Raw genomic sequence first — 18,834 nt, 5'->3', positions numbered from 1 at the left:
CGCGGGGGGAGGCGTGAAGCCCCGACCGGGCCCCGGGGTTCACGTCGGCCGGTCGGCCGGTTTGCTGGCGGTCGGGCCCGGGAACCGGGTAGGGTCACCGATCGTTGCGAACAGTGACCGGATGGCGACACGCTGCTGAGCGTGCGCCGGAGCACTGGCTGCGCGCCGCCCCGGATCGGGTCACGACGGGGCGATGTGCCGGGCGAGGGGGTGCGGCTAGCATGACCGGGGTAGCGGTGGGCAGTACGCGGGTGCCTGCACCGGGCGGCAGGCAGGCGACAGGAGGGCGAGCCCTGATGCAGAAGGCCAAGATCCTCCTGGTCGACGACCGACCGGAGAACCTGCTGGCGCTGGAGGCGATCCTCTCGGCCCTGGACCAGACACTGGTCCGTGCGGCCTCGGGTGAGGAGGCGCTGAAGGCGCTGCTCACCGACGACTTCGCGGTGATCCTGCTGGACGTCCAGATGCCGGGGATGGACGGCTTCGAGACCGCCGCCCACATCAAGCGCCGCGAGCGCACCCGGGACATCCCGATCATCTTCCTGACCGCGATCAACCACGGCCCGCACCACACCTTCCGCGGCTACGCGGCCGGCGCGGTGGACTACATCTCCAAGCCCTTCGACCCGTGGGTGCTGCGCGCCAAGGTCTCCGTCTTCGTCGACCTGTACGCGAAGAACTGCCAGCTGAAGGAGCAGGCCGCGCTGCTGCGCCTGCAGCTGGAGGAGGGCGGCGACGAGCGGGCCCTCGGCGGGGCGCTGCTGGGTGAGCTGTCCGCGCGGCTGGCGGCGGTCGAGGAGCAGGCGGAGGCGCTCGGCAAGCAGCTGGACGGGGGCGAGGACGCCGGGGTGGCCGCCACCGCGGCACACCTGGAGCGCAAGCTCGCCGGGCTGCGCCGGGCCCTGGACGCGATGCGTCCGGGCAGTTCCTGATCCCCTGCCGGGGTTCACCCGTCCGGGTGGTCCGGTGCGGCGACCGGGTGAATCCCGGTCAGGGTGACGGTGTGTCTGCGACACGTCCCGGCGCCCGGACTCGGGCACATGTGCAGTGGTCGTCGGCCCCGGTAGGCTGCTGACCCATGGCCACTCGCACGCCCGGGAACGCAGCACGCAAGTCGAGTCCGGGAGCGTCCGGGAAGGCCGCGGCGAAGGCCCCGGGCAAGCCGCCCGCGAAGAAGGCGGCGGCCGGGAAGGCGGCTCCCGCGAAGAAGGCGGCGGCCAAGCCGGCCGCACCCGCGCCGCCGAAGCCGTCCAGATCGGTGCTGATGGGCGCGCTCAACGCCCTGGCCAGCCCGATCGCGGCGATCTTCCGGGGCTTCGGCGACGGCGCCAAGAACCTGCATCCGGACCACCGCAAGGACGGCGTGGGACTGCTGCTGTTCGCGCTCGCGCTGGTGACCGCGGCCGGCACCTGGTTCAGCCCGCAGGGCTGGCTGGGGGAGGGGGCCACCGCCGTGGTGTCCGGGCTGTTCGGCCGGCTCGACGTGCTGGTGCCGTTCCTGCTGGCCGCGATGGCGATCAGGCTCTGGCGCCACCCGGAGCTGCCGGAGGCCAACGGACGGATCATGATCGGGCTGAGCGCGCTGCTGGTCGGCGTCCTCGGCCTGGTCCACATCGGCTGCGGCGCGCCCATGATGGGCAGCGGCGCCTCCCGGATAAGGGCGGCCGGCGGAATCATCGGCTGGGCCGCGTCCACCCCGATGATGGCCGCCGCCGGGCCGGCGCTCGCCGTGCCGCTGCTCCTGCTGCTGGCCTTCTTCGGCCTGCTGGTGGTCACCGCCACCCCGATCAACCGGATCGGCGAGCGGGTGCGGGGGATCGGCATACGGCTGGGCGTGGTCGAGCCCGGGCCGGAGGACGAGCGGTGGGGGCGCGCGCCGGAGCGCGAGCTGTCCACCGACCCGCCGGAGGACGCCGACCCCGACGCGCTGCCGTTCACCGTGGACACCGGCGGTGACGACCCCTCGGACGAGGTGGCCGCCCGCCGGCGCCGCCGCCGGCGCAAGCCCGCCGAGGAGCCGGAGGACGTCGAGCGGATCTCCCTGGACAAGGAGCCGCTGGACCCGTACGCCACCCGCGACCTCGCCGCCGGCGCGGCCGCGGACCTGGACGGCGCCCTGGTCTACGGCGTGCCCGCCTCCTCCGCGGTGGCGGACATGATGCACCAGGTGCAGGACCGCACCGCCCCGCCGGAGGAGGCCGCCGTCCCCGCCGCCCGCAGCGGCGGCCCGGGCGCGCCCGAGGAGCACGGCGCGGCGCCGGTGCGGATGGAGCAGCTGCAGTTCGGCGAGGGCGTCACCTACGCCCTGCCCTCGCTCGACCTGCTGGAGCGCGGCGGCCCGGCCAAGGCCCGCAGCGCCCTCAACGACGAGGTGGTCGCCCAGCTCACCGGCACCTTCGCCGAGTTCAAGGTGGACGCCAAGGTCACCGGCTTCACCCGGGGGCCGACGGTCACCCGCTACGAGGTCGAGCTCGGCCCGGCCGTCAAGGTGGAGCGGATCACCGCGCTCGCCAAGAACATCGCGTACGCGGTGGCCAGCCCGGACGTGCGGATCATCAGCCCGATCCCCGGAAAGTCCGCGGTCGGGATCGAGATCCCCAACCGGGACCGCGAGATGGTCAACCTCGGCGACCTGCTGCGCTCGCGCACGGCCGCCGAGGACACCCACCCGATGGTCGTCGGCATGGGCAAGGACGTCGAGGGCCACACCGTGATGGCCAACCTCGCCAAGATGCCGCACATCCTGGTGGCCGGCGCGACCGGCGCGGGCAAGTCCTCCTGCATCAACTGCCTGATCACCTCGATCCTCGCCCGGGCCACCCCGGACGAGGTGCGGATGGTGCTGGTCGACCCCAAGCGGGTAGAGCTGACCGCGTACGAGGGCATCCCGCACCTGATCACGCCGATCATCACCAACCCCAAGAAGGCCGCCGAGGCCCTCCAGTGGGTGGTGCGCGAGATGGACATGCGCTACGACGACCTCGCGGCGTTCGGCTTCCGGCACGTGGACGACTTCAACGCGGCGGTGCGGGCCGGCAAGGTCACCCCGCCGCTCGGCAGCGAGCGCGAGCTGACGCCGTACCCGTACCTGCTGGTGATCGTCGACGAGCTGGCCGACCTGATGATGGTCGCGCCGCGCGACGTCGAGGACTCGGTGGTCCGGATCACCCAGCTGGCCCGCGCGGCCGGCATCCACCTGGTGCTCGCCACCCAACGGCCCTCGGTGGACGTGGTCACCGGCCTGATCAAGGCCAACGTGCCGTCCCGGCTGGCCTTCGCGACCTCCGCGATGGCCGACTCCCGGGTCATCCTGGACCAGCCCGGCGCGGAGAAGCTGATCGGCAAGGGCGACGCGCTCTTCCTGCCGATGGGCGCCAGCAAGCCGATCCGCATGCAGGGCGCGTTCGTCACCGAGGCGGAGATCGCCAGGGTGGTGCAGCACTGCAAGGACCAGCTGACCGCCGTCTACCGGGACGACGTGACGGTCGGGGGCGGGCCGAAGAAGGAGATCGACGAGGAGATCGGCGACGACCTGGACCTGCTGATCCAGGCGGCCGAGCTGGTGGTCTCCACCCAGTTCGGCTCGACCTCGATGCTCCAGCGCAAGCTCCGGGTCGGCTTCGCGAAGGCGGGCCGGCTGATGGACCTGATGGAGTCGCGCGGGATCGTCGGTCCGAGCGAGGGCTCCAAGGCCCGCGACGTGCTGGTGAAGCCGGACGAGCTGGACGGGGTGCTGATCACCCTTCGGGGCTGACGGACGGGCCCGGTCGGGGCCCGGCCCGTGTCCTGGGCGAGGTGTCACTCGTTCGGAGGGGGGTAGGCGCCACGTGGGGAACCGAACGTGCGTACACCGCGTCACACCGCGGAAAGCGGACCCCGGGTTCCCCGCGCGGCCGCGCTGACGGCCCGTCGGCGCGGTGCCGGACCCCGGTCGGACCGGGAGTGCGCATTCGGCCCGTTCCGCTTGAGAAACGATCCGCCCACGCCCCTAGACTGTTCCCCAGCAGGTGGCCATCCGCTCGAAAGGCGTGCCCCGTGACCATCGGCAAGTCCTCCGACCGCGAGAACACCATGCCGCCCCTCGAACCGGCCGACGACGTGGTGCAGGCGGCCGATGCCCCGAGCATCGGCCGGGTGCTGTCCACCGCCCGGATCGACGCGGGGCTCACGGTGGACCAGGTGAGTACCGCCACCCGGGTCCGGGTGCCGATCGTCCATGCCGTCGAGGCGGACGACTTCGCCCGCTGCGGCGGCGACTTCTACGCCCGCGGGCACATCCGCCTGATCGCCCGGGTGGTCGGTCTGGACGGTGAGGCGCTGGTCGCCCGGTACGACGCCGCGCACGGCGGCCCGCCCGCCGCCAGGCGCCCGGCGACCCAGCTGATCGACAGCGGCCCGATCAAGGTGCCCCGCCGCGGCCGGCCGAACTGGGCGGCCGCCATGGTCGCCGCGATCGTCGCCGTGGTCGCGCTGATCGGCTTCAACCTGGTCAGCGGCACGGGCGGGCGCGGCACCACCGGCTCGGCCAGCGCGCCGCTGCCCAGCGGCTCGGGGACCGGCTCGGTGGCCCCCGCCGCCACGCCCGCCGTCCAGCCGCCGGCTCCCGTGCCCAGCGCCGCCGCGATCGCCGCCGTCCCGGCCGACAAGGTCACCGTGAAGCTGGTCGCCGAGGGCACCAGCTGGGTCTCGGCGATGGACGGCAGCGGAAAGTCGCTGTTCCAGAACAACATCAGCAACGGCCAGGACCAGACCTTCACCGACCCCCGGCAGATCAAGCTGGTGCTCGGCAACGGCGGGGCCGTGCACGCGTACGTCAACGGGAAGGACCTCGGCCTCCTCGGCAAGGACGGCCAGGTGGTGCACGTCACGTACACCCCCGGAGACCCGCAGGCTGGCTGACCACAGGGGCCGGACGGCCCGCTGATGATCAGCTGATCCGAGGCGCGCGGACTCCGGGGCCAACGGCACCGGAGCCCGCGCGTTAATCTTGGGCCTATGCCTGAACGCCGTACTGTCGCCCTTGTCACGCTCGGATGCGCCCGCAACGAGGTGGACTCCGAGGAACTCGCCGGGCGACTGGAAGCCGACGGCTGGTTGCTCGTCGACGACGCCGCCGAAGCGGACGTCGCCGTGGTCAACACCTGCGGCTTCGTCGAGGCCGCCAAGAAGGACTCCGTGGACGCCCTGCTGGAGGCCAACGACCTCAAGGGGCACGGCCGCACCCAGGCCGTCGTCGCGGTCGGCTGCATGGCCGAGCGGTACGGCAAGGAGCTCGCCGACGCGCTGCCCGAGGCCGACGGCGTGCTCGGCTTCGACGACTACACCAACATCTCCGACCGCCTGCAGACGATCCTCTCCGGCGGCCACCATGCCCCGCACCTGCCCCGCGACCGCCGCAAGCTGCTGCCGATCAGCCCGGCCGAGCGGCAGTCCGCCGCCGAGGCCGTCGCGCTGCCCGGCCACGGCGCCGAGGCCCCCGCCGAGCCGATCACCGACCTGCCCGACGGCGTCGCCCCCGCCTCCGGCCCGCGCACCCTGCGCAAGCGGCTGGACGACAACCCGGTGGCCTCGGTCAAGCTCGCCTCCGGCTGCGACCGCCGCTGCTCCTTCTGCGCCATCCCGGCCTTCCGCGGCTCCTTCATCTCCCGGCGCCCCTCCGACGTGCTGAACGAGGCCCAGTGGCTGGCCGGGCAGGGCGTGCGCGAGATCGTCCTGGTGAGCGAGAACAACACCTCGTACGGCAAGGACCTCGGCGACATCCGGCTGCTGGAGACGCTGCTCGGCGAGATCGCCGCGATCGAGGGCGTCGAGCGGGTCCGGGTCTCCTACCTCCAGCCGGCCGAGATGCGCCCGGGCCTGATCGACTCGATGACCGGGACCGCCGACGTGGTGCCCTACTTCGACCTGTCCTTCCAGCACTCGGCACCCGCCGTGCTGCGCCGGATGCGCCGCTTCGGCTCCACCGACCAGTTCCTGGAACTGCTGGGGACCATCCGCGGCAAGGCCCCGCAGGCCGGCGCCCGGTCCAACTTCATCGTCGGCTTCCCCGGTGAGACCGAGGAGGACTTCGCCGAGCTGGAGCGCTTCGTCACCCACGCCGGGCTGGACGCGATCGGCGTCTTCGGCTACTCGGACGAGGACGGCACCGAGGCCGCGACCTACGACGGCAAGCTCGCCGAGGACGTGATCGCCGACCGCCTGGACCGGCTGAGCCGGCTGGCCGAGGAGATGACCGCCCAGCGGGCCGAGCAGCGGATCGGCACCGAGGTCGAGGTGCTGATCGAGTCGATCGAGGACGGCGTGGTCGAGGGCCGCTCCGCCCACCAGGCCCCGGAGACCGACGGCCTGACCACCCTCACCGGCGTCGAGGCGCCCGGGATCGGCCAGTTCTGGCGGGCCAAGGTGGTCGCCAGCGAGGGTGTCGACCTGATCGCCGAGGCGCTGGAGCAGGTGCGACCGCCCAGGACCCCGGGCGCCGAGGTCGCGGGGGCCACGGTCTCGGGAGTCGGGGAATGACCAAGGGGCCCGTCGCCCCGGCCGCGGCCCACCCGGGCAGACCGGTGGCCGCGGCGGCGTCCGCCCCGGGGGTCTGGAACATCGCCAACGTGCTCACGATGGTCCGGGTGCTGCTGGTGCCGGTCTTCGTGGCCCTGCTGTTCGCCGACGACGGGCACAACCCCAAGTGGCGCGCGGTCGCCTGGGCGGCGTTCGCGATCGCGATGATCACCGACCTGTTCGACGGCGAGCTCGCCCGGCGCAAGGGCCTGGTCACCGACTTCGGCAAGATCGCCGACCCGATCGCCGACAAGGCGATCATGGGCTCGGCGCTGATCGGCCTCTCGGTGCTCGGCGACCTGCCCTGGTGGGTCACCGTGGTGATCCTGGCCCGCGAGCTCGGCATCACGCTGATGCGCTTCTGGGTGATCCGCTACGGCGTCATCCCGGCCAGCCGCGGCGGCAAGCTCAAGACGCTCACCCAGGGCACCGCGGTCGGCATGTACGTGCTGCCGCTGACCGGCTGGCTGGCCACCGGGCGGGCCGTGCTGATGGGCCTGGCGGTAGTGCTGACCGTCGGCACCGCGCTGGACTACATCGGACAGGCGGTGCGACTGCGCCGCGAGGGACAGGCCGCGGCCCGGGCCGGCCGCTGAGCGACGGGGGAGACCGGGTGGCGGAGCGGGACGTGGCGCAGCGGGACGCGGCGGAGCGGGACTACGAGCTGGCGGAGCGGGCGCACGCCGCGCTGCGGGCCGAGGGCGGCACGCTCGCGGTCGCCGAATCGCTGACCGGGGGTCTGCTGGCCGCCGCGCTGGTGGACGTCCCCGGGGCGTCCGCGACCTTCCGGGGCTCGGTCACCGCGTACGCGACCGAACTGAAGGCCTCGGTGCTCGGGGTCGACGAGGGCCTGCTGGACGTGTACGGGCCGGTCCATCCGGTGGTGGCCCGGCAGATGGCCGAGGGCGTGCGCGGATTGCTGGGGGCCACGTACGGGCTCGCGACGACCGGGGTGGCCGGGCCCGACCCGCAGGACGGGCGGCCGGTGGGCACGGTGCACCTGGCGGTCGCCGGCCCGGGGGGAACTCTGGTCAGTTCTCCCCTGCTGTCGGGGGGTCGTGCCACAATCCGTCACGGGGCGGTGACCGCGGCGCTGGAGCTGCTGGTCGGTCGGTTCGCACGGTAGGAGCCCCGCCGGGCGGGGATCTCCACCGAACCGGGATCCGGCGATCCGGTGCGCGGGTATGGGACAGCTGGAGGATCGTGTTACATCCAACACCCTGGTTGGGCAGAAACCAGGTGGCGAACGAGTTGCGTGACGGTGGCGGGGCGGGTCGCGACGGGTACCACGAGGGGCCCGCGAACCCCGGTACGACACCGGAACGAGGAGGGGGACGGCCTTGCAGCCCAGAGTGAACACGACCAGGGTCCCCGCACGCGAAGCGGGCAAGGCGGTACGGTGGGGTCGTGACATCTCGATCCGCAGTCCGAGGAGGGAGGCACCGATGATCCTGCTTCGTCGCCTACTGGGCGATGTACTGCGTCGGCAGCGCCAGCGCCAGGGCCGCACACTCCGCGAGGTGTCGGCGGCCGCCAGGGTTTCGCTCGGATACCTCTCCGAGGTCGAGCGGGGACAGAAGGAGGCGTCCTCGGAGCTGCTCTCCGCCATCTGCGACGCGCTCGATGTCCGGATGTCCGAGGTCATGCGCGAGGTCAGCGACGAACTGTCGCTCGCCGAACTTGCGGCGATGGCCACCCTCTCCGAAGGTGATCTGCTGAGGCCGGTACTCGAACCGGTTCCGCTGCCCGCCCCCGGCGCCGACCGGGCGACCCTGTCGCCCAAGGCCGCCGCGATGGACGTGGTCGCCGCCTGATCCCGGCCTCGACTCCCGGGCGCCCCTGCCCGGGGCGAGCGAAGGGAGGGCGGTCGTGCGAACAGACGCGCAGACGCGCCCGATGGCCCGAATACGGGCCCGGGCGCGGCTGTCCACCCGGGTACGGCGTCCGGTGCGCCGGCTGCTGGCGCTCTCGGCGGCCGGGCTCGCCTGGTGGCTCCTGGTGGTCCGGGGGCAGTTGACCGACGGTGCGGTGCTGGGGCTGCTCGCGGCCGGCGGCTGGGGACTCGGTCTCATCCCGGTCCACGCCGACTGGAACGCGACCGGACCGGCCCGGCGTCCGCGGGCGGAGCCGGTGGCACCGGTGGAGCCGGTGGAGGTACAGCTGCCGCCGACCGGGTGATTCGACGGGGCCGGAGGCCGCGGGGTCCGACCCCGCGGCCTCCGGCCTTTCGGCGTTCCCCCACGGTCCCCGCGGCGGGGCCGGAACCGCGCGGTCAGGGGCGCAGGCGCAGGCCGCGCGGGGTGGCGTGGAAGCCGGCCTCCTCCAGGGCGCGGCCGAGATCCGAGCCGAGGGCGGGCTCGCCGTTGGCCCGCTCGACCGTCACGCTGCCGAGCGCGCCCTCCCGGACGGCGGCCGCGAGCGCCCCGGCCGCCAGCGCCAGGGTGGCTCCGTCCTGCGGCCAGGCCAGCAGGGACTTGCCGCCGCGCTCGACGTACAGCGCCGGCTCGCCGTCCACCAGGACCACCAGGGCGCCCGCCTTGCGCCCCGGGCGGTGGGCGGTGGACTCCTTGCCGCCGGGGGCGGTGGGCGGCTCGGGCCAGGGCAGGGCGGCGCCGTACGCGTTGGCCGGGTCCGCTGCCGCCAGCACCAACGTCTGCGGCGGCTCACCCAGCGGGGCGGCCGGCCACTCGGCGGCCCGGGCCCGCTCCAGCCGGCCGTTCACCGAGCGCAGCCGGTCCGCCGCGCCCTCCATGGCGAACTGGGCGCCGCCCAGGCCCTCGACGAAGTAGCCCCGGCGGGCCCGGCCGCGCTCCTCCATCGCGGCGAGCACCCGGTAGACGCCGGCGAAGCCGCCGGGCACCCGTTCGGCCGCCACCGTGCCCCGGGTGAGCAGGCCGTGCCGGTCCAGCAGGCTCTGCGCCCGGGCGGTGGCCCGGACCGTCGGGTCGGCGGCGAAGGCGGGCAGCAGCGACCACCGGCCGGCCACCGTCGGCGGGCCGCTGCGCAGGGCGCCGCCGACCCGGCCGAAGGCGCGGCCGGCGCCGCCGTAGCGGCCGCGCGGGGTGGACCTCGGCGCGCGGTGGGCGGTGGCGCCCGCCGTCCGGCCGGAGCCGAGCAGGGCGCGCAGCGGGGCGAGGGTGTCGTTGGTGACGTGACCGGCCCAGACCAGGTCCCAGAGCGCCTCGACGATCTCCGCCTCGGCGGTCTCCTCCGGCAGCTGCTGGACGAGCTGGCGGAAGAACAGGCCGTAGCCGCCGGCCAGCGCGGACATCAGGGCGCTGTGCACCGGGGTGAGCGCGGGCGGAACGGGCTCGGGGCGCAGCAGGTGGGCGTTCTCGGCGAGGTGCAGGCTGAGCCAGCCGTCCTTGCCGGGCAGCGCGCCGGCCCCGCACCAGCCGACCTCGCCGGCCGCCATCAGCTCGTCCAGCAGACCGGGGGAGTAGTCGGTGAGCCGGGCCGGGAGGATCAGCTTCTCCAGCGCGGAGGCGGGCAGGGCGGTGCCCTGGAGCTGCTCGACCACCCGCAGCAGGCCGTCCGGGCCGCGCAGCCGGTGGCCGGACAGGTGCTGCCACTGCGGCAGGAAGGCGGCCAGGGCGCGCGGCGGGACCGGCTCGACCTCCTGGCGCAGGGCCGCCAGCGAGCGGCGGCGCAGCCGGCGCAGCACCTCGGCGTCGCACCACTCGGGGGCGGTGTGGCTCTCGGAGGGCCTGAAGCGGCCCTGGACCAGCCGGCCGGCGGCGGTCAGGCGGTGCAGGGTGCCGGCGACCACGGCGCCGCCCAGGCCGTAGCGGGCGGCGGCCTCCGCGGCGGTGAACGGGCCGTGGGTGCGGGCGTGGCGGGCGATCAGATCGCCCAGCGGATCCTTGACCGGTTCGGTGAAGGCCTCCGGGACACCCACCGGCAGCGGCGTGCCCAGCGCGTCGCGCAGCCGTCCGGCGTCCTCGATCGCCGTCCAGCGCTGCTCGCCGGCGATCCGGACCTGGATCACCCGGCGGGCCGCCTCCAGCTCCAGGGCCCAGAGCGGATCGGCGCCGCGGAGCGTCAACTCGGCCTCGGTGAGCGGGCCGAGCAGGCGCAGGGCGTCGGCGACACCCTCGGCGTCCTTGATCCGGCGCTCGGGGGTGAGGCGCTGGAGCTCGGCCTCCAGCTCGGTGAGCACCTGCGGGTCGAGCAGTTCGCTCAGTTCGGCCTGGCCGAGGAGTTCGGACAGCAGCCGGGAGTCGAGCGAGAGGGCGGCGGCACGGCGCTCGGCGAGCGGGGTGTCGCCCTCGTAGAGGAACTGGGCGACGTAGCCGAACAGCAGCGAGCGGGCGAAGGGCGAGGGTTCCGGGGTGGTGACCTCGACCAGGCGGACGGCGCGGGACTCCAGATCGCCCATCAGCTCGACCAGGCCGGGGACGTCGAACACGTCCTGCAGGCACTCCCGGACGGCCTCCAGGACGATCGGGAACGAGCCGTACTCGGAGGCGACTTCGAGCAGCTGGGCGGCGCGCTGGCGCTGCTGCCAGAGCGGGGTGCGGCGGCCGGGGCTGCGGCGGGGGAGCAGCAGGGCGCGGCCGGCGCACTCCCGGAAGCGGGAGGCGAACAGGGCGGAGCCGCCGACCTGGTCGGTGACCAGCTGCTCGATCTCGCCGGGGTCGAACAGGGCGGCGTCGGCGCCGACCGGCGCCTCGTCCGGGACCGTCTGCTCCGGGGGGCCGCCGAAGTCGAAGTCGGCGGCCAGCAGGTCGGCGTCGGGCAGGCGCAGCACGATGCCGTCGTCGGCGTGCATGACCTGCGGGTCCAGGCCGTGCTTCTCGCGCAGCCGGGCGCCGAGGGCGAGCGCCCAGGGGGCGTGCACCTGGGCGCCGAAGGGGGAGTGGATGACGATCCGCCAGTCGCCGAGCTCGTCCCGGAAGCGCTCGACCACGATGGTGCGGTCGTCCGGGAGGTGGCCGCAGGCGGCGCGCTGCTCGGCCAGGTAGTCCAGCAGGTTGGCGGCCGCCCAGTCGTCCAGGCCGGCCTGCTGGAGGCGCGCGGTGGCGGCCTCGGGCCGGAGGGCGCCCAGTTCGCGGGTGAAGGCGCCGAGGGCGCGGCCGAGTTCGAGCGGACGGCCGAGGGTGTCGCCCTTCCAGAACGGGAGCCGGCCGGGGACGCCGGGAGCCGGGGTGACCAGCACCTTGTCGTGGGTGATCTCCTCGATCCGCCAGGAGGTGGTGCCGAGGGTGAACACGTCGCCGACGCGGGACTCGTAGACCATCTCCTCGTCGAGTTCGCCCACCCGTCGCCCGCCACCGCCCTTCTTCCCCGCCTTCGAATCGGACGCGGTGGTGCCGGCGATGAAGACGCCGAACAGTCCGCGGTCGGGGATGGTGCCGCCGGAGGTGACGGCCAGCCGCTGGGCGCCGGGGCGGCCGGTCACCGTGCCGGCCACCCGGTCCCACACCAGGCGGGGGCGCAGCTCGGCGAAGGCGTCCGAGGGGTAGCGGCCGGCCAGCATGTCGAGCACGGCGTCGAACGCGGACTGCGGGAGGGTGGCGAAGGGGGCGGCGCGGCGGACCACGGCGAGCAGCTCGTCCACCGGCCAGGCGTCCAGGGCCGTCATCGCGACCAGCTGCTGGGCGAGCACGTCCAGCGGGTTGCGCGGGATGCGCAGCGACTCGATCCGGCCGGCCCGCATCCGCTCGGTGACCACGGCGGACTGCACGAGGTCCCCCCGGTACTTGGGGAAGAAGACACCGGTGGAGACGGCGCCGACCTGGTGGCCGGCCCGGCCGACCCGCTGCAGGCCGGAGGCGACCGAGGGCGGGGACTCGACCTGGACGACCAGCTCGACGGCGCCCATGTCGATGCCCAGCTCCAGGCTGGAGGTGGCGACCACGGCGGGCAGCCGGCCGGCCTTCAACTCCTCCTCGACGAGCGACCGCTGCTCCTTGGAGACGGAGCCGTGGTGGGCCCGGGCGATCACCGGGGGCGCGCCCTTGGCCGCGCCCGAGCCGCCCATCAGCTCGGCCGGGGCGTGCGCCCCGGGGACGGCGGTGCCGGTGGCGCGCTCGTAGGCGATCTCGTTCAGCCGGTTGCACAGCCGCTCGGCCAGCCGGCGGGAGTTGGCGAAGACGATGGTCGAGCGGTGCGCCTCGACCAGGTCGACGATCCGCTCCTCGACGTGCGGCCAGATCGACGCCTGCCGCTGCGGGTCGGTGCCGGCGGAGCCGCCGGTGGCCGGGGCGGCGGGCAGGTCGTCCAGGTCGGGGACGGGGACGACCACCGAGAGGTCGAACTCCTTCTCGGAGGCGGGCTGGACCACGGCGGCGCCGCGCCGGGGGCTCAGGAAGCGGGCCACCTCCTCGACCGGGCGGACCGTCGCGGACAGGCCGATCCGGCGGGCCGGGCGGTCCAGCAGCTCGTCCAGCCGCTCCAGGCTGAGCGCGAGGTGCGCGCCGCGCTTGGTGCCGGCGACCGCGTGCACCTCGTCCAGGATCACCGTGTCCACGCCGCGCAGGGCCTCCCGGGAGGCGGAGGTGAGCAGCAGGAACAGCGACTCGGGGGTGGTGATCAGGATGTCCGGCGGGTGGGTCGCGAAGCGGCGGCGGTCGGCGGCCGGGGTGTCGCCGGAGCGGATGGCGACCTGGACCTCCGGTTCGGGCAGGCCGAGCCGGACGGCGGCCTGGCGCAGGCCGGCCAGCGGGGCGCGCAGGTTCCGTTCGACGTCCACCGCGAGCGCCTTGAGCGGCGAGACGTAGAGGACCCGGCAGCGGCGCCTGGGCTCGGCGGGGGGCGGGGTGGTGCTGAGGCGGTCGAGGGCGGAGAGGAAGGCGGCCAGCGTCTTGCCGGAGCCGGTGGGGGCGACCACCAGGACGTCCGTCTCCCGCCGGATGGCCCGCCAGGCCTCGGACTGGGCGGCGGTGGGAGCGGAGAAGGCGCCGGTGAACCAGGCCCGGGTGGCCGGGGCGAAACCGGCCAGGGGGTCGTCGGCGGGCGGGGTCGGGTGCGGGGGCGCCATGCCCCCATGGTGCCGGGTGGGACCGACAAGTGGAGGTGGGCCGGGACGGGGGACCGGGAGGGCGGTTCGGGAGGGGACGGGCGGGAGGTGCGGGGGAGGGGTGCGGGGAGGGGTGCAAGCCGGGGAGCAGAAACAACAATCCGCTCATATGGTGAGGAATCGGATGCTTGATCCAGCCGTGACCCACCGGACCGACGAGCGGAGACCGTGCGATGGCGCAGGTGCACCCGTCGGGCAGGACCGTCCGGCGCCGCCGGGTCGGCGGGCCCGCCCGGGCGCTGCTCGCGATGCTGCTCACGGCGCTCGTGGTGGGTGGCGCCGTCCCGTACGTGTCCGGATCGGGGCGGGCGTACCTCAGCTACCTGGTGCTGGCCGAGGGCGAGGACGCCGCCGGCGCGGCCCGGGCCGGAACGGAGAGCCGGGCCGTGGGCGGGCAGGTGGTCCAGGAGTACCCGCAGATCGGGGCCGCGCTGGTGTACGCGCCCGGCCCGTTCGCCGACCGGGTGCGGGCCCGGCCCGGGATCGCCGCCGTCGGGGCGACCAGGACCGCGCCGGTGGTCGCGCCGCCGCGGGCGGTGGCGGGGGCGGGCGACTTCTCGGCGGGCACCGGCGCGCGGCCGGCGGCCGGGACGGGCCGGAGCGGGGACGTCCTTCCGCGCGGTGGTGACCGGGCGGACTCCGGGACCGTGACGGTGCCCGATCCGGGGGAGGCGGGCGCCTGGAACCTCGCCATGGTCGGGGGCGCCGGCGTCCGGGCGGGCGATGCCTCGGCGGTGTCCGGTGGCGCGCCGCCGGCCGCAGGCGCGGTGCGGGGCGGGGGTCCGGCGCCGGCCGGGGCTGCGGTGCCGGGCGCCGACGTGCTGCACAAGGTGCTGGTCGCCGTGCTGGACTCCGGCGTCGACGACACCCACCCGGACCTGCGTGCCGCCGTCGACCCCAAGGCCTCCGCCTCCTGCGCGGACGGCCGGCCCGACGCCCGGACCGGCGCCTGGCGGCCGGACCCCGGGGTGGTCGAGAGCGGCCACGGCACGCACGTCGCCGGGATCGTGGGCGCCACCCGGGACGGCCACGGCGTCACCGGGGTCGCGCCGGGCGTACGGATCGCCGCCGTCCGGCTGCTCGGGCCGCTCGGGCAGTACTACGCCGAGAACGTCGTCTGCGGCATGCTCTGGGCCGCCGACCACGGGGCCAGGGCGATCAACAACAGCTACTTCGCCGACCCGTGGAAGTACAACTGCCCCGAGGACCGGGACCAGGCCGCACTGACCGCGGCCGTCGGGCGGGCCGTCGGGTACGCCCGGCGGAAGGGGGCGGTGGTGGTCGCCTCGGCGGGCAACGACGGGCAGGACCTCGGCGCCGGGCGGACCGACGACCGGAGCCCCAACGACCGGCTCTCGGGGCCGGCGCCCGTCCGCCACCTGGGCACCGAGTGCGTGCGGCTGCCCGGCGAGCTTCCCGGGGTGGTCACCGTCACCGCGGTCAACCGGGACGGGCACCCGGCGGGCTACTCCAACTACGGGCGCGGACGGGTCTCGCTGGCCGCGCCGGGGGGCGACCCGGACGGCGGGCCGCAGGGCGCGATCGTCTCCGACTGGCCGGACGGGCGGTACGCCGCGCTGGCGGGGACCTCGATGGCGGCCGCGCACGTGACCGGGGCGGTGGCGGTGGTGGCGGCCCTGCGTCCGGAACTGGGGGCGGACGGGCTGGCGGGGGTGCTGGCGGGGGCGGCGGCACCGGGGTGTCCCGCGGGGGTGTTCGGCTGCGGGGAGCGGCAGTACTTCGGTGCGGGGCTGCTGGCGCTGCCCCGGTGACGGGGGCGCGGATTCCGTTGCGGGCGCGCGGGCCGCGCCCCGCGCGCCCGTCGGGTGGTGGGGGCGGGGAAAAGCAGGTGACGGGGCGGCGGGACGGGGGTGAGGATCGGGGCATGGGTGAATCGGACGCGGCGGTGTTCCTGACGACCGAGCGGCTGGTGCTGCGGCGCTTCACGGCGGCGGACGCGGACCGGCTCGTGGAGCTGGACGGGGACCCCGCGGTGATGCGCTTCCTCACCGGGGGGCGCCCGAGCCCGCGGGAGTGGGTCGAGGAGGAGTTGTTGCCGCAGTACCTGGAGCACTACCGGCGGTACGGCGACCTCGGCTGGTGGGCGGCCGAGGAGCGGGCGGGCGGGGCGTTCCTGGGGTGGTTCGAGTTCCGGCCGACGCGGGAGGGGGAGCGCGGGGAGGTCGAGCTCGGGTACCGCCTGCGGCGGGCCGCGTGGGGGCGCGGGTACGCGACGGAGGGAGCGCGGGCGCTGGTCCGGCGCGGGTTCATGGAGCTGGGGGTGGAGCGGGTGGTGGCGTACACCATGACGGTGAACGCGGGCTCGCGGCGGGTGATGGAGAAGAGCGGGCTGTCGTACGTCCGTACGTTCCGCGAGGACTACCCGGAGACGATCCCGGGCAGTGAGCACGGTGAGGTCGAGTACGCGCTGACGGCCGGGGACTGGCGGGCGCGGTCCGGGATAATCGGGGCATGAGGCTGACGGATTTCTGGCGACGGATGTACGCGCACTTCGGGGAGTCGTACGCGGAGTCGTTCGCGACCGACCACGTGATGAGCGAGCTGGGCGGGCGGACGGTGCGCCAGGCGCTGGAGTCGGGCTGGGAGGCCAAGGACGTCTGGCGCGTGGTCTGCGACACCCAGGGCGTCTCCGGCGTGCTGCGCTGAGTGCCGGCCTCCGGGCGGCATGGGACAGACTGTTCGGGTGACAAATAGCGCAGAGCAGAAGAATTCGGACCGGAGCGCCGAGGGCGCTCCGGTGGGCGGGGGGCTCTGGGGCGGCGGGATGCCGCGCTGGCTGCCGCGGGCGATGGTGCTGTTCCTGGTGCTGGTGGGGGTGTTCCAGCTCGCCGACTGGGCGTTCCGGCAGCTGATCGACCTGTTCGTGATGCTGCTGGTGTCGTTCTTCCTGTCGCTGGCGCTGGAGCCGGCCGTGGACCGGATGGCGGCGCGGGGGGTGCGCCGGGGGGTGGGGACCTTCCTGGTGTTCGTGGCGGTCGGGGCCGCGGTGGTGGGCTTCCTCGCCGCGCTCGGCACGCTGCTGGTCGACCAGGTGGCGAAGATCGCGGGGGACCTTCCGCACCTGGTCGACAATCTGATCGGCTGGATCAACCGGACCTTCCACCAGGACCTCTCGCTGGGCGAGTTGCAGAATCGGTTGCTCAAGGACTCCGGCACCATCGAGAACTACGTCCAGCAGGCCGCCGACAACGTCTGGGGCGTCTCGTCCACCGTGATCGGCGGGCTCTTCCAGGCCTTCACGGTCGGGCTGTTCACCTTCTACTTCACCGCCGAGGGCCCGCGGGTGCGCCGGACGGTCTGTTCGATGCTGCCGCCCGCCAAGCAGGGCGAGGTGCTGCGGGCCTGGGAGATCGCGCTCGCCAAGACCGGCGGCTACCTGTACTCCCGGGCGCTGCTCGCGGTGGTGTCGGCCGCCGGGCACTGGGTGATGTTCGAACTGCTGAACCTGCCGTACGCGGCGGCGCTGGCGGTCTGGGTCGGCGTCATGTCGCAGTTCGTGCCGACCCTCGGGACGTACCTGGCCGGGACGCTGCCGGTGCTGGTGGCGCTGACGGTGGAGCCGGTGGACGCGCTCTGGGTGCTGGTCTTCGTGGTGGTCTACCAGCAGGTCGAGAACTACCTGCTGCAGCCGCGGATCACCGCGCGGACGGTGGACGTGCACCCGGCGGTGGCCTTCGGCTCGGTGATCGCGGGCGCGGCGCTGCTCGGCGCGGTCGGCGCGGTGATCGCGATCCCGGCGGCGGCCACGCTCCAGGGCTTCGTGGGGACGTACGTGCGGCGGTACGAGGTGGCCACCGATCCGCGGATCGACCGGGGCGAGCAGCGGCGGGCGCGGCGGGAGCTGCGCCGGGAGGCGGCCCGGCGGCTGCGCCGGATGGTCGGCGGGGACGGGACGAGGCGCGGGGAGTGACCCGGGGCGCCGCCCCCGGGGGGTGTCCCGGGGGCGCCACGGCCCGGACGTGCGACGCTTGAATCGAACAGATGTTCTTTGTACTCTCCGGCGAGGAGTTTTCCACAGGCCGAGCCCGATCGAGCCCGTTTGTCAGTGGGACGCGCTAGCGTCGAGGACGATGAAGCGCACAGCACAGAACCCGAGGGAAAAAGCCATGGCAGGTACGGACCGCGAGAAGGCCCTGGAGACCGCTCTCGCCCAGATCGAGCGGCAGTTCGGCAAGGGCTCGGTGATGCGCCTCGGCGAGAAGGCCAACGAGCCGGTCGAGGTGATCTCCACCGGGTCCACCGCCCTGGACGTCGCCCTCGGGGTCGGCGGCATCCCGCGCGGCCGGGTGGTCGAGATCTACGGCCCCGAGTCCTCCGGCAAGACCACCCTGACCCTGCACCTGGCCGCCAACGCCCAGAAGGCCGGCGGCACGGTCGCGTTCGTCGACGCGGAGCACGCGCTCGACCCGGAGTACGCCAAGAAGCTCGGCGTGGACACCGACGCCCTGCTGGTCAGCCAGCCGGACACCGGTGAGCAGGCGCTGGAGATCACCGACATGCTGATCCGCTCCGGCGCGATCGACCTGGTGATCATCGACTCGGTCGCGGCGCTCGTGCCGCGCGCCGAGATCGAGGGCGAGATGGGCGACTCGCACGTCGGTCTGCAGGCCCGACTGATGAGCCAGGCGCTGCGCAAGATCGCCGGTGCGCTGAACCAGTCGAACACCACCGCGATCTTCATCAACCAGCTGCGCGAGAAGATCGGCGTGATGTTCGGTTCGCCGGAAACCACGACGGGTGGCCGGGCGCTGAAGTTCTACGCCTCGGTCCGCCTCGACATCCGCCGGATCGAGACCCTGAAGGACGGCACCGAGGCGGTCGGCAACCGCACCCGCGTCAAGGTGGTCAAGAACAAGGTCGCCGCGCCGTTCAAGCAGGCCGAGTTCGACATCCTCTACGGCGTGGGCATCAGCCGCGAGGGCGGCCTGATCGACATGGGCGTGGAGCACGGCTTCATCCGCAAGTCGGGCGCCTGGTACACCTACGAGGGCGACCAGCTCGGCCAGGGCAAGGAGAACGCCCGCAACTTCCTGCGGGACAACCCGCAGCTCGCCGACGAGATCGAGCGGAAGATCAAGGGCAAGCTCGGCATCGGCCCGAAGGTGGAGGAGCCGGCCGAGGGCGGGGCCGACGCTGCTGCTGCTGCTCCCGCCGCCGACGGCGCCGCCAAGCCGATCACCGCGACCGCCACCAAGACGGCCGCGGCGAAGAAGACGGCGGCGGCCAAGGCCTGATCC

Annotated in this window: 14 protein-coding genes; 13 read left to right on the top strand and 1 reads right to left on the bottom strand. The window is 74.4% G+C overall.

Annotation, left to right across the window (positions count from 1 at the left end; translation table 11 throughout):
• Positions 1 to 293: 293 nt before the first annotated feature.
• The 8 genes from ACFVGO_RS27365 (at position 294) to ACFVGO_RS27330 (ending at position 8,733) form a co-directional block, all read left to right on the top strand.
• On the top strand, positions 294 to 932 hold the full coding sequence (locus ACFVGO_RS27365) for a response regulator (protein WP_359913916.1): 639 nt from the start codon (positions 294 to 296) through the stop codon (positions 930 to 932).
• Positions 933 to 1,078: 146 nt separating this feature from the next.
• Positions 1,079 to 3,754, top strand: coding sequence for a DNA translocase FtsK (locus ACFVGO_RS27360; RefSeq protein WP_359913899.1), 2,676 nt, complete (start codon positions 1,079 to 1,081; stop codon positions 3,752 to 3,754).
• 281 nt (positions 3,755 to 4,035) lie between these two features.
• Positions 4,036 to 4,899, top strand: coding sequence for a helix-turn-helix domain-containing protein (locus ACFVGO_RS27355; protein ID WP_380352583.1), 864 nt, complete (start codon positions 4,036 to 4,038; stop codon positions 4,897 to 4,899).
• Between the two features lie 96 nt (positions 4,900 to 4,995).
• Entirely contained in the window at positions 4,996 to 6,516 is a 1,521-nt protein-coding gene (gene rimO / locus ACFVGO_RS27350) for a 30S ribosomal protein S12 methylthiotransferase RimO (RefSeq protein WP_380352585.1), read from the top strand.
• Positions 6,513 to 7,151 (top strand): CDP-diacylglycerol--glycerol-3-phosphate 3-phosphatidyltransferase, encoded by a 639-nt coding sequence (gene pgsA, locus ACFVGO_RS27345; RefSeq protein WP_359913893.1) that lies wholly within the window; start codon positions 6,513 to 6,515, stop codon positions 7,149 to 7,151. The genes rimO and pgsA overlap by 4 nt, the downstream gene beginning before the upstream one ends.
• A gap of 17 nt (positions 7,152 to 7,168) precedes the next feature.
• Positions 7,169 to 7,681 carry a CinA family protein gene (locus ACFVGO_RS27340; protein ID WP_380352587.1) on the top strand — a complete coding sequence of 171 codons (513 nt, stop codon included), beginning with the start codon at positions 7,169 to 7,171 and terminating at the stop codon, positions 7,679 to 7,681.
• Positions 7,682 to 8,000: 319 nt separating this feature from the next.
• Positions 8,001 to 8,369, top strand: a complete 369-nt coding sequence (locus tag ACFVGO_RS27335) for a helix-turn-helix transcriptional regulator (protein ID WP_359913890.1) — start codon at positions 8,001 to 8,003, stop codon at positions 8,367 to 8,369.
• A 55-nt stretch (positions 8,370 to 8,424) separates the two neighbouring features.
• Entirely contained in the window at positions 8,425 to 8,733 is a 309-nt protein-coding gene (locus tag ACFVGO_RS27330) for a hypothetical protein (protein ID WP_359913887.1), read from the top strand.
• 94 nt (positions 8,734 to 8,827) lie between these two features.
• On the opposite strand, the gene ACFVGO_RS27325 is transcribed toward ACFVGO_RS27330, so the two are convergent.
• A complete protein-coding gene (locus ACFVGO_RS27325) occupies positions 8,828 to 13,537 on the bottom strand; it encodes an ATP-dependent helicase (protein WP_380352589.1) in 4,710 nt (1,569 codons plus the stop codon).
• Between the two features lie 212 nt (positions 13,538 to 13,749).
• Between ACFVGO_RS27325 and ACFVGO_RS27320 the strand changes: the two genes are divergently transcribed.
• The 5 genes from ACFVGO_RS27320 to recA all read left to right on the top strand — a co-directional run bounded on the left by ACFVGO_RS27320 (position 13,750) and on the right by recA (position 18,831).
• A complete protein-coding gene (locus tag ACFVGO_RS27320) occupies positions 13,750 to 15,348 on the top strand; it encodes a S8 family serine peptidase (protein WP_380634577.1) in 1,599 nt (532 codons plus the stop codon).
• 113 nt (positions 15,349 to 15,461) lie between these two features.
• Complete coding sequence (locus tag ACFVGO_RS27315; protein WP_359907125.1) at positions 15,462 to 16,052, top strand: GNAT family N-acetyltransferase; 591 nt, start codon at positions 15,462 to 15,464, stop codon at positions 16,050 to 16,052.
• Positions 16,049 to 16,243 carry a DUF3046 domain-containing protein gene (locus tag ACFVGO_RS27310; protein WP_359907122.1) on the top strand — a complete coding sequence of 65 codons (195 nt, stop codon included), beginning with the start codon at positions 16,049 to 16,051 and terminating at the stop codon, positions 16,241 to 16,243. The genes ACFVGO_RS27315 and ACFVGO_RS27310 overlap by 4 nt, the downstream gene beginning before the upstream one ends.
• 37 nt (positions 16,244 to 16,280) lie before the next feature.
• Positions 16,281 to 17,507: an AI-2E family transporter gene (locus ACFVGO_RS27305; protein ID WP_380352592.1), complete on the top strand. Its 1,227-nt coding sequence runs from the start codon at positions 16,281 to 16,283 to the stop codon at positions 17,505 to 17,507.
• Between the two features lie 196 nt (positions 17,508 to 17,703).
• The gene (recA, locus tag ACFVGO_RS27300; protein ID WP_380540197.1) at positions 17,704 to 18,831 is read left to right on the top strand and encodes a recombinase RecA; all 1,128 of its coding nucleotides are present in this window, start codon (positions 17,704 to 17,706) and stop codon (positions 18,829 to 18,831) included.
• Positions 18,832 to 18,834 lie beyond the last annotated feature (3 nt).

The organism is Kitasatospora sp. NPDC057738 (genome assembly GCF_042798815.1).
Lineage (GTDB): Bacteria > Actinomycetota > Actinomycetes > Streptomycetales > Streptomycetaceae > Kitasatospora > Kitasatospora lactacystinica.
The sequence above is the reverse complement of the archived record's forward strand: the minus strand, read 5'-3'. Positions and strand labels throughout refer to the sequence as shown.

Coding starts and splice junctions, on each gene's coding strand:
- ACFVGO_RS27360 (WP_359913899.1), top strand. CDS start 1,079: ATGGCCACTCGCACGCCCGGGAACGCAGCACGCAAGTCGAGTCCGGGA.
- rimO (WP_380352585.1), top strand. CDS start 4,996: ATGCCTGAACGCCGTACTGTCGCCCTTGTCACGCTCGGATGCGCCCGC.
- pgsA (WP_359913893.1), top strand. CDS start 6,513: ATGACCAAGGGGCCCGTCGCCCCGGCCGCGGCCCACCCGGGCAGACCG.
- ACFVGO_RS27335 (WP_359913890.1), top strand. CDS start 8,001: ATGATCCTGCTTCGTCGCCTACTGGGCGATGTACTGCGTCGGCAGCGC.
- ACFVGO_RS27325 (WP_380352589.1), bottom strand. CDS start 13,537: ATGGCGCCCCCGCACCCGACCCCGCCCGCCGACGACCCCCTGGCCGGT.
- ACFVGO_RS27320 (WP_380634577.1), top strand. CDS start 13,750: ATGGCGCAGGTGCACCCGTCGGGCAGGACCGTCCGGCGCCGCCGGGTC.
- ACFVGO_RS27315 (WP_359907125.1), top strand. CDS start 15,462: ATGGGTGAATCGGACGCGGCGGTGTTCCTGACGACCGAGCGGCTGGTG.
- ACFVGO_RS27310 (WP_359907122.1), top strand. CDS start 16,049: ATGAGGCTGACGGATTTCTGGCGACGGATGTACGCGCACTTCGGGGAG.
- recA (WP_380540197.1), top strand. CDS start 17,704: ATGGCAGGTACGGACCGCGAGAAGGCCCTGGAGACCGCTCTCGCCCAG.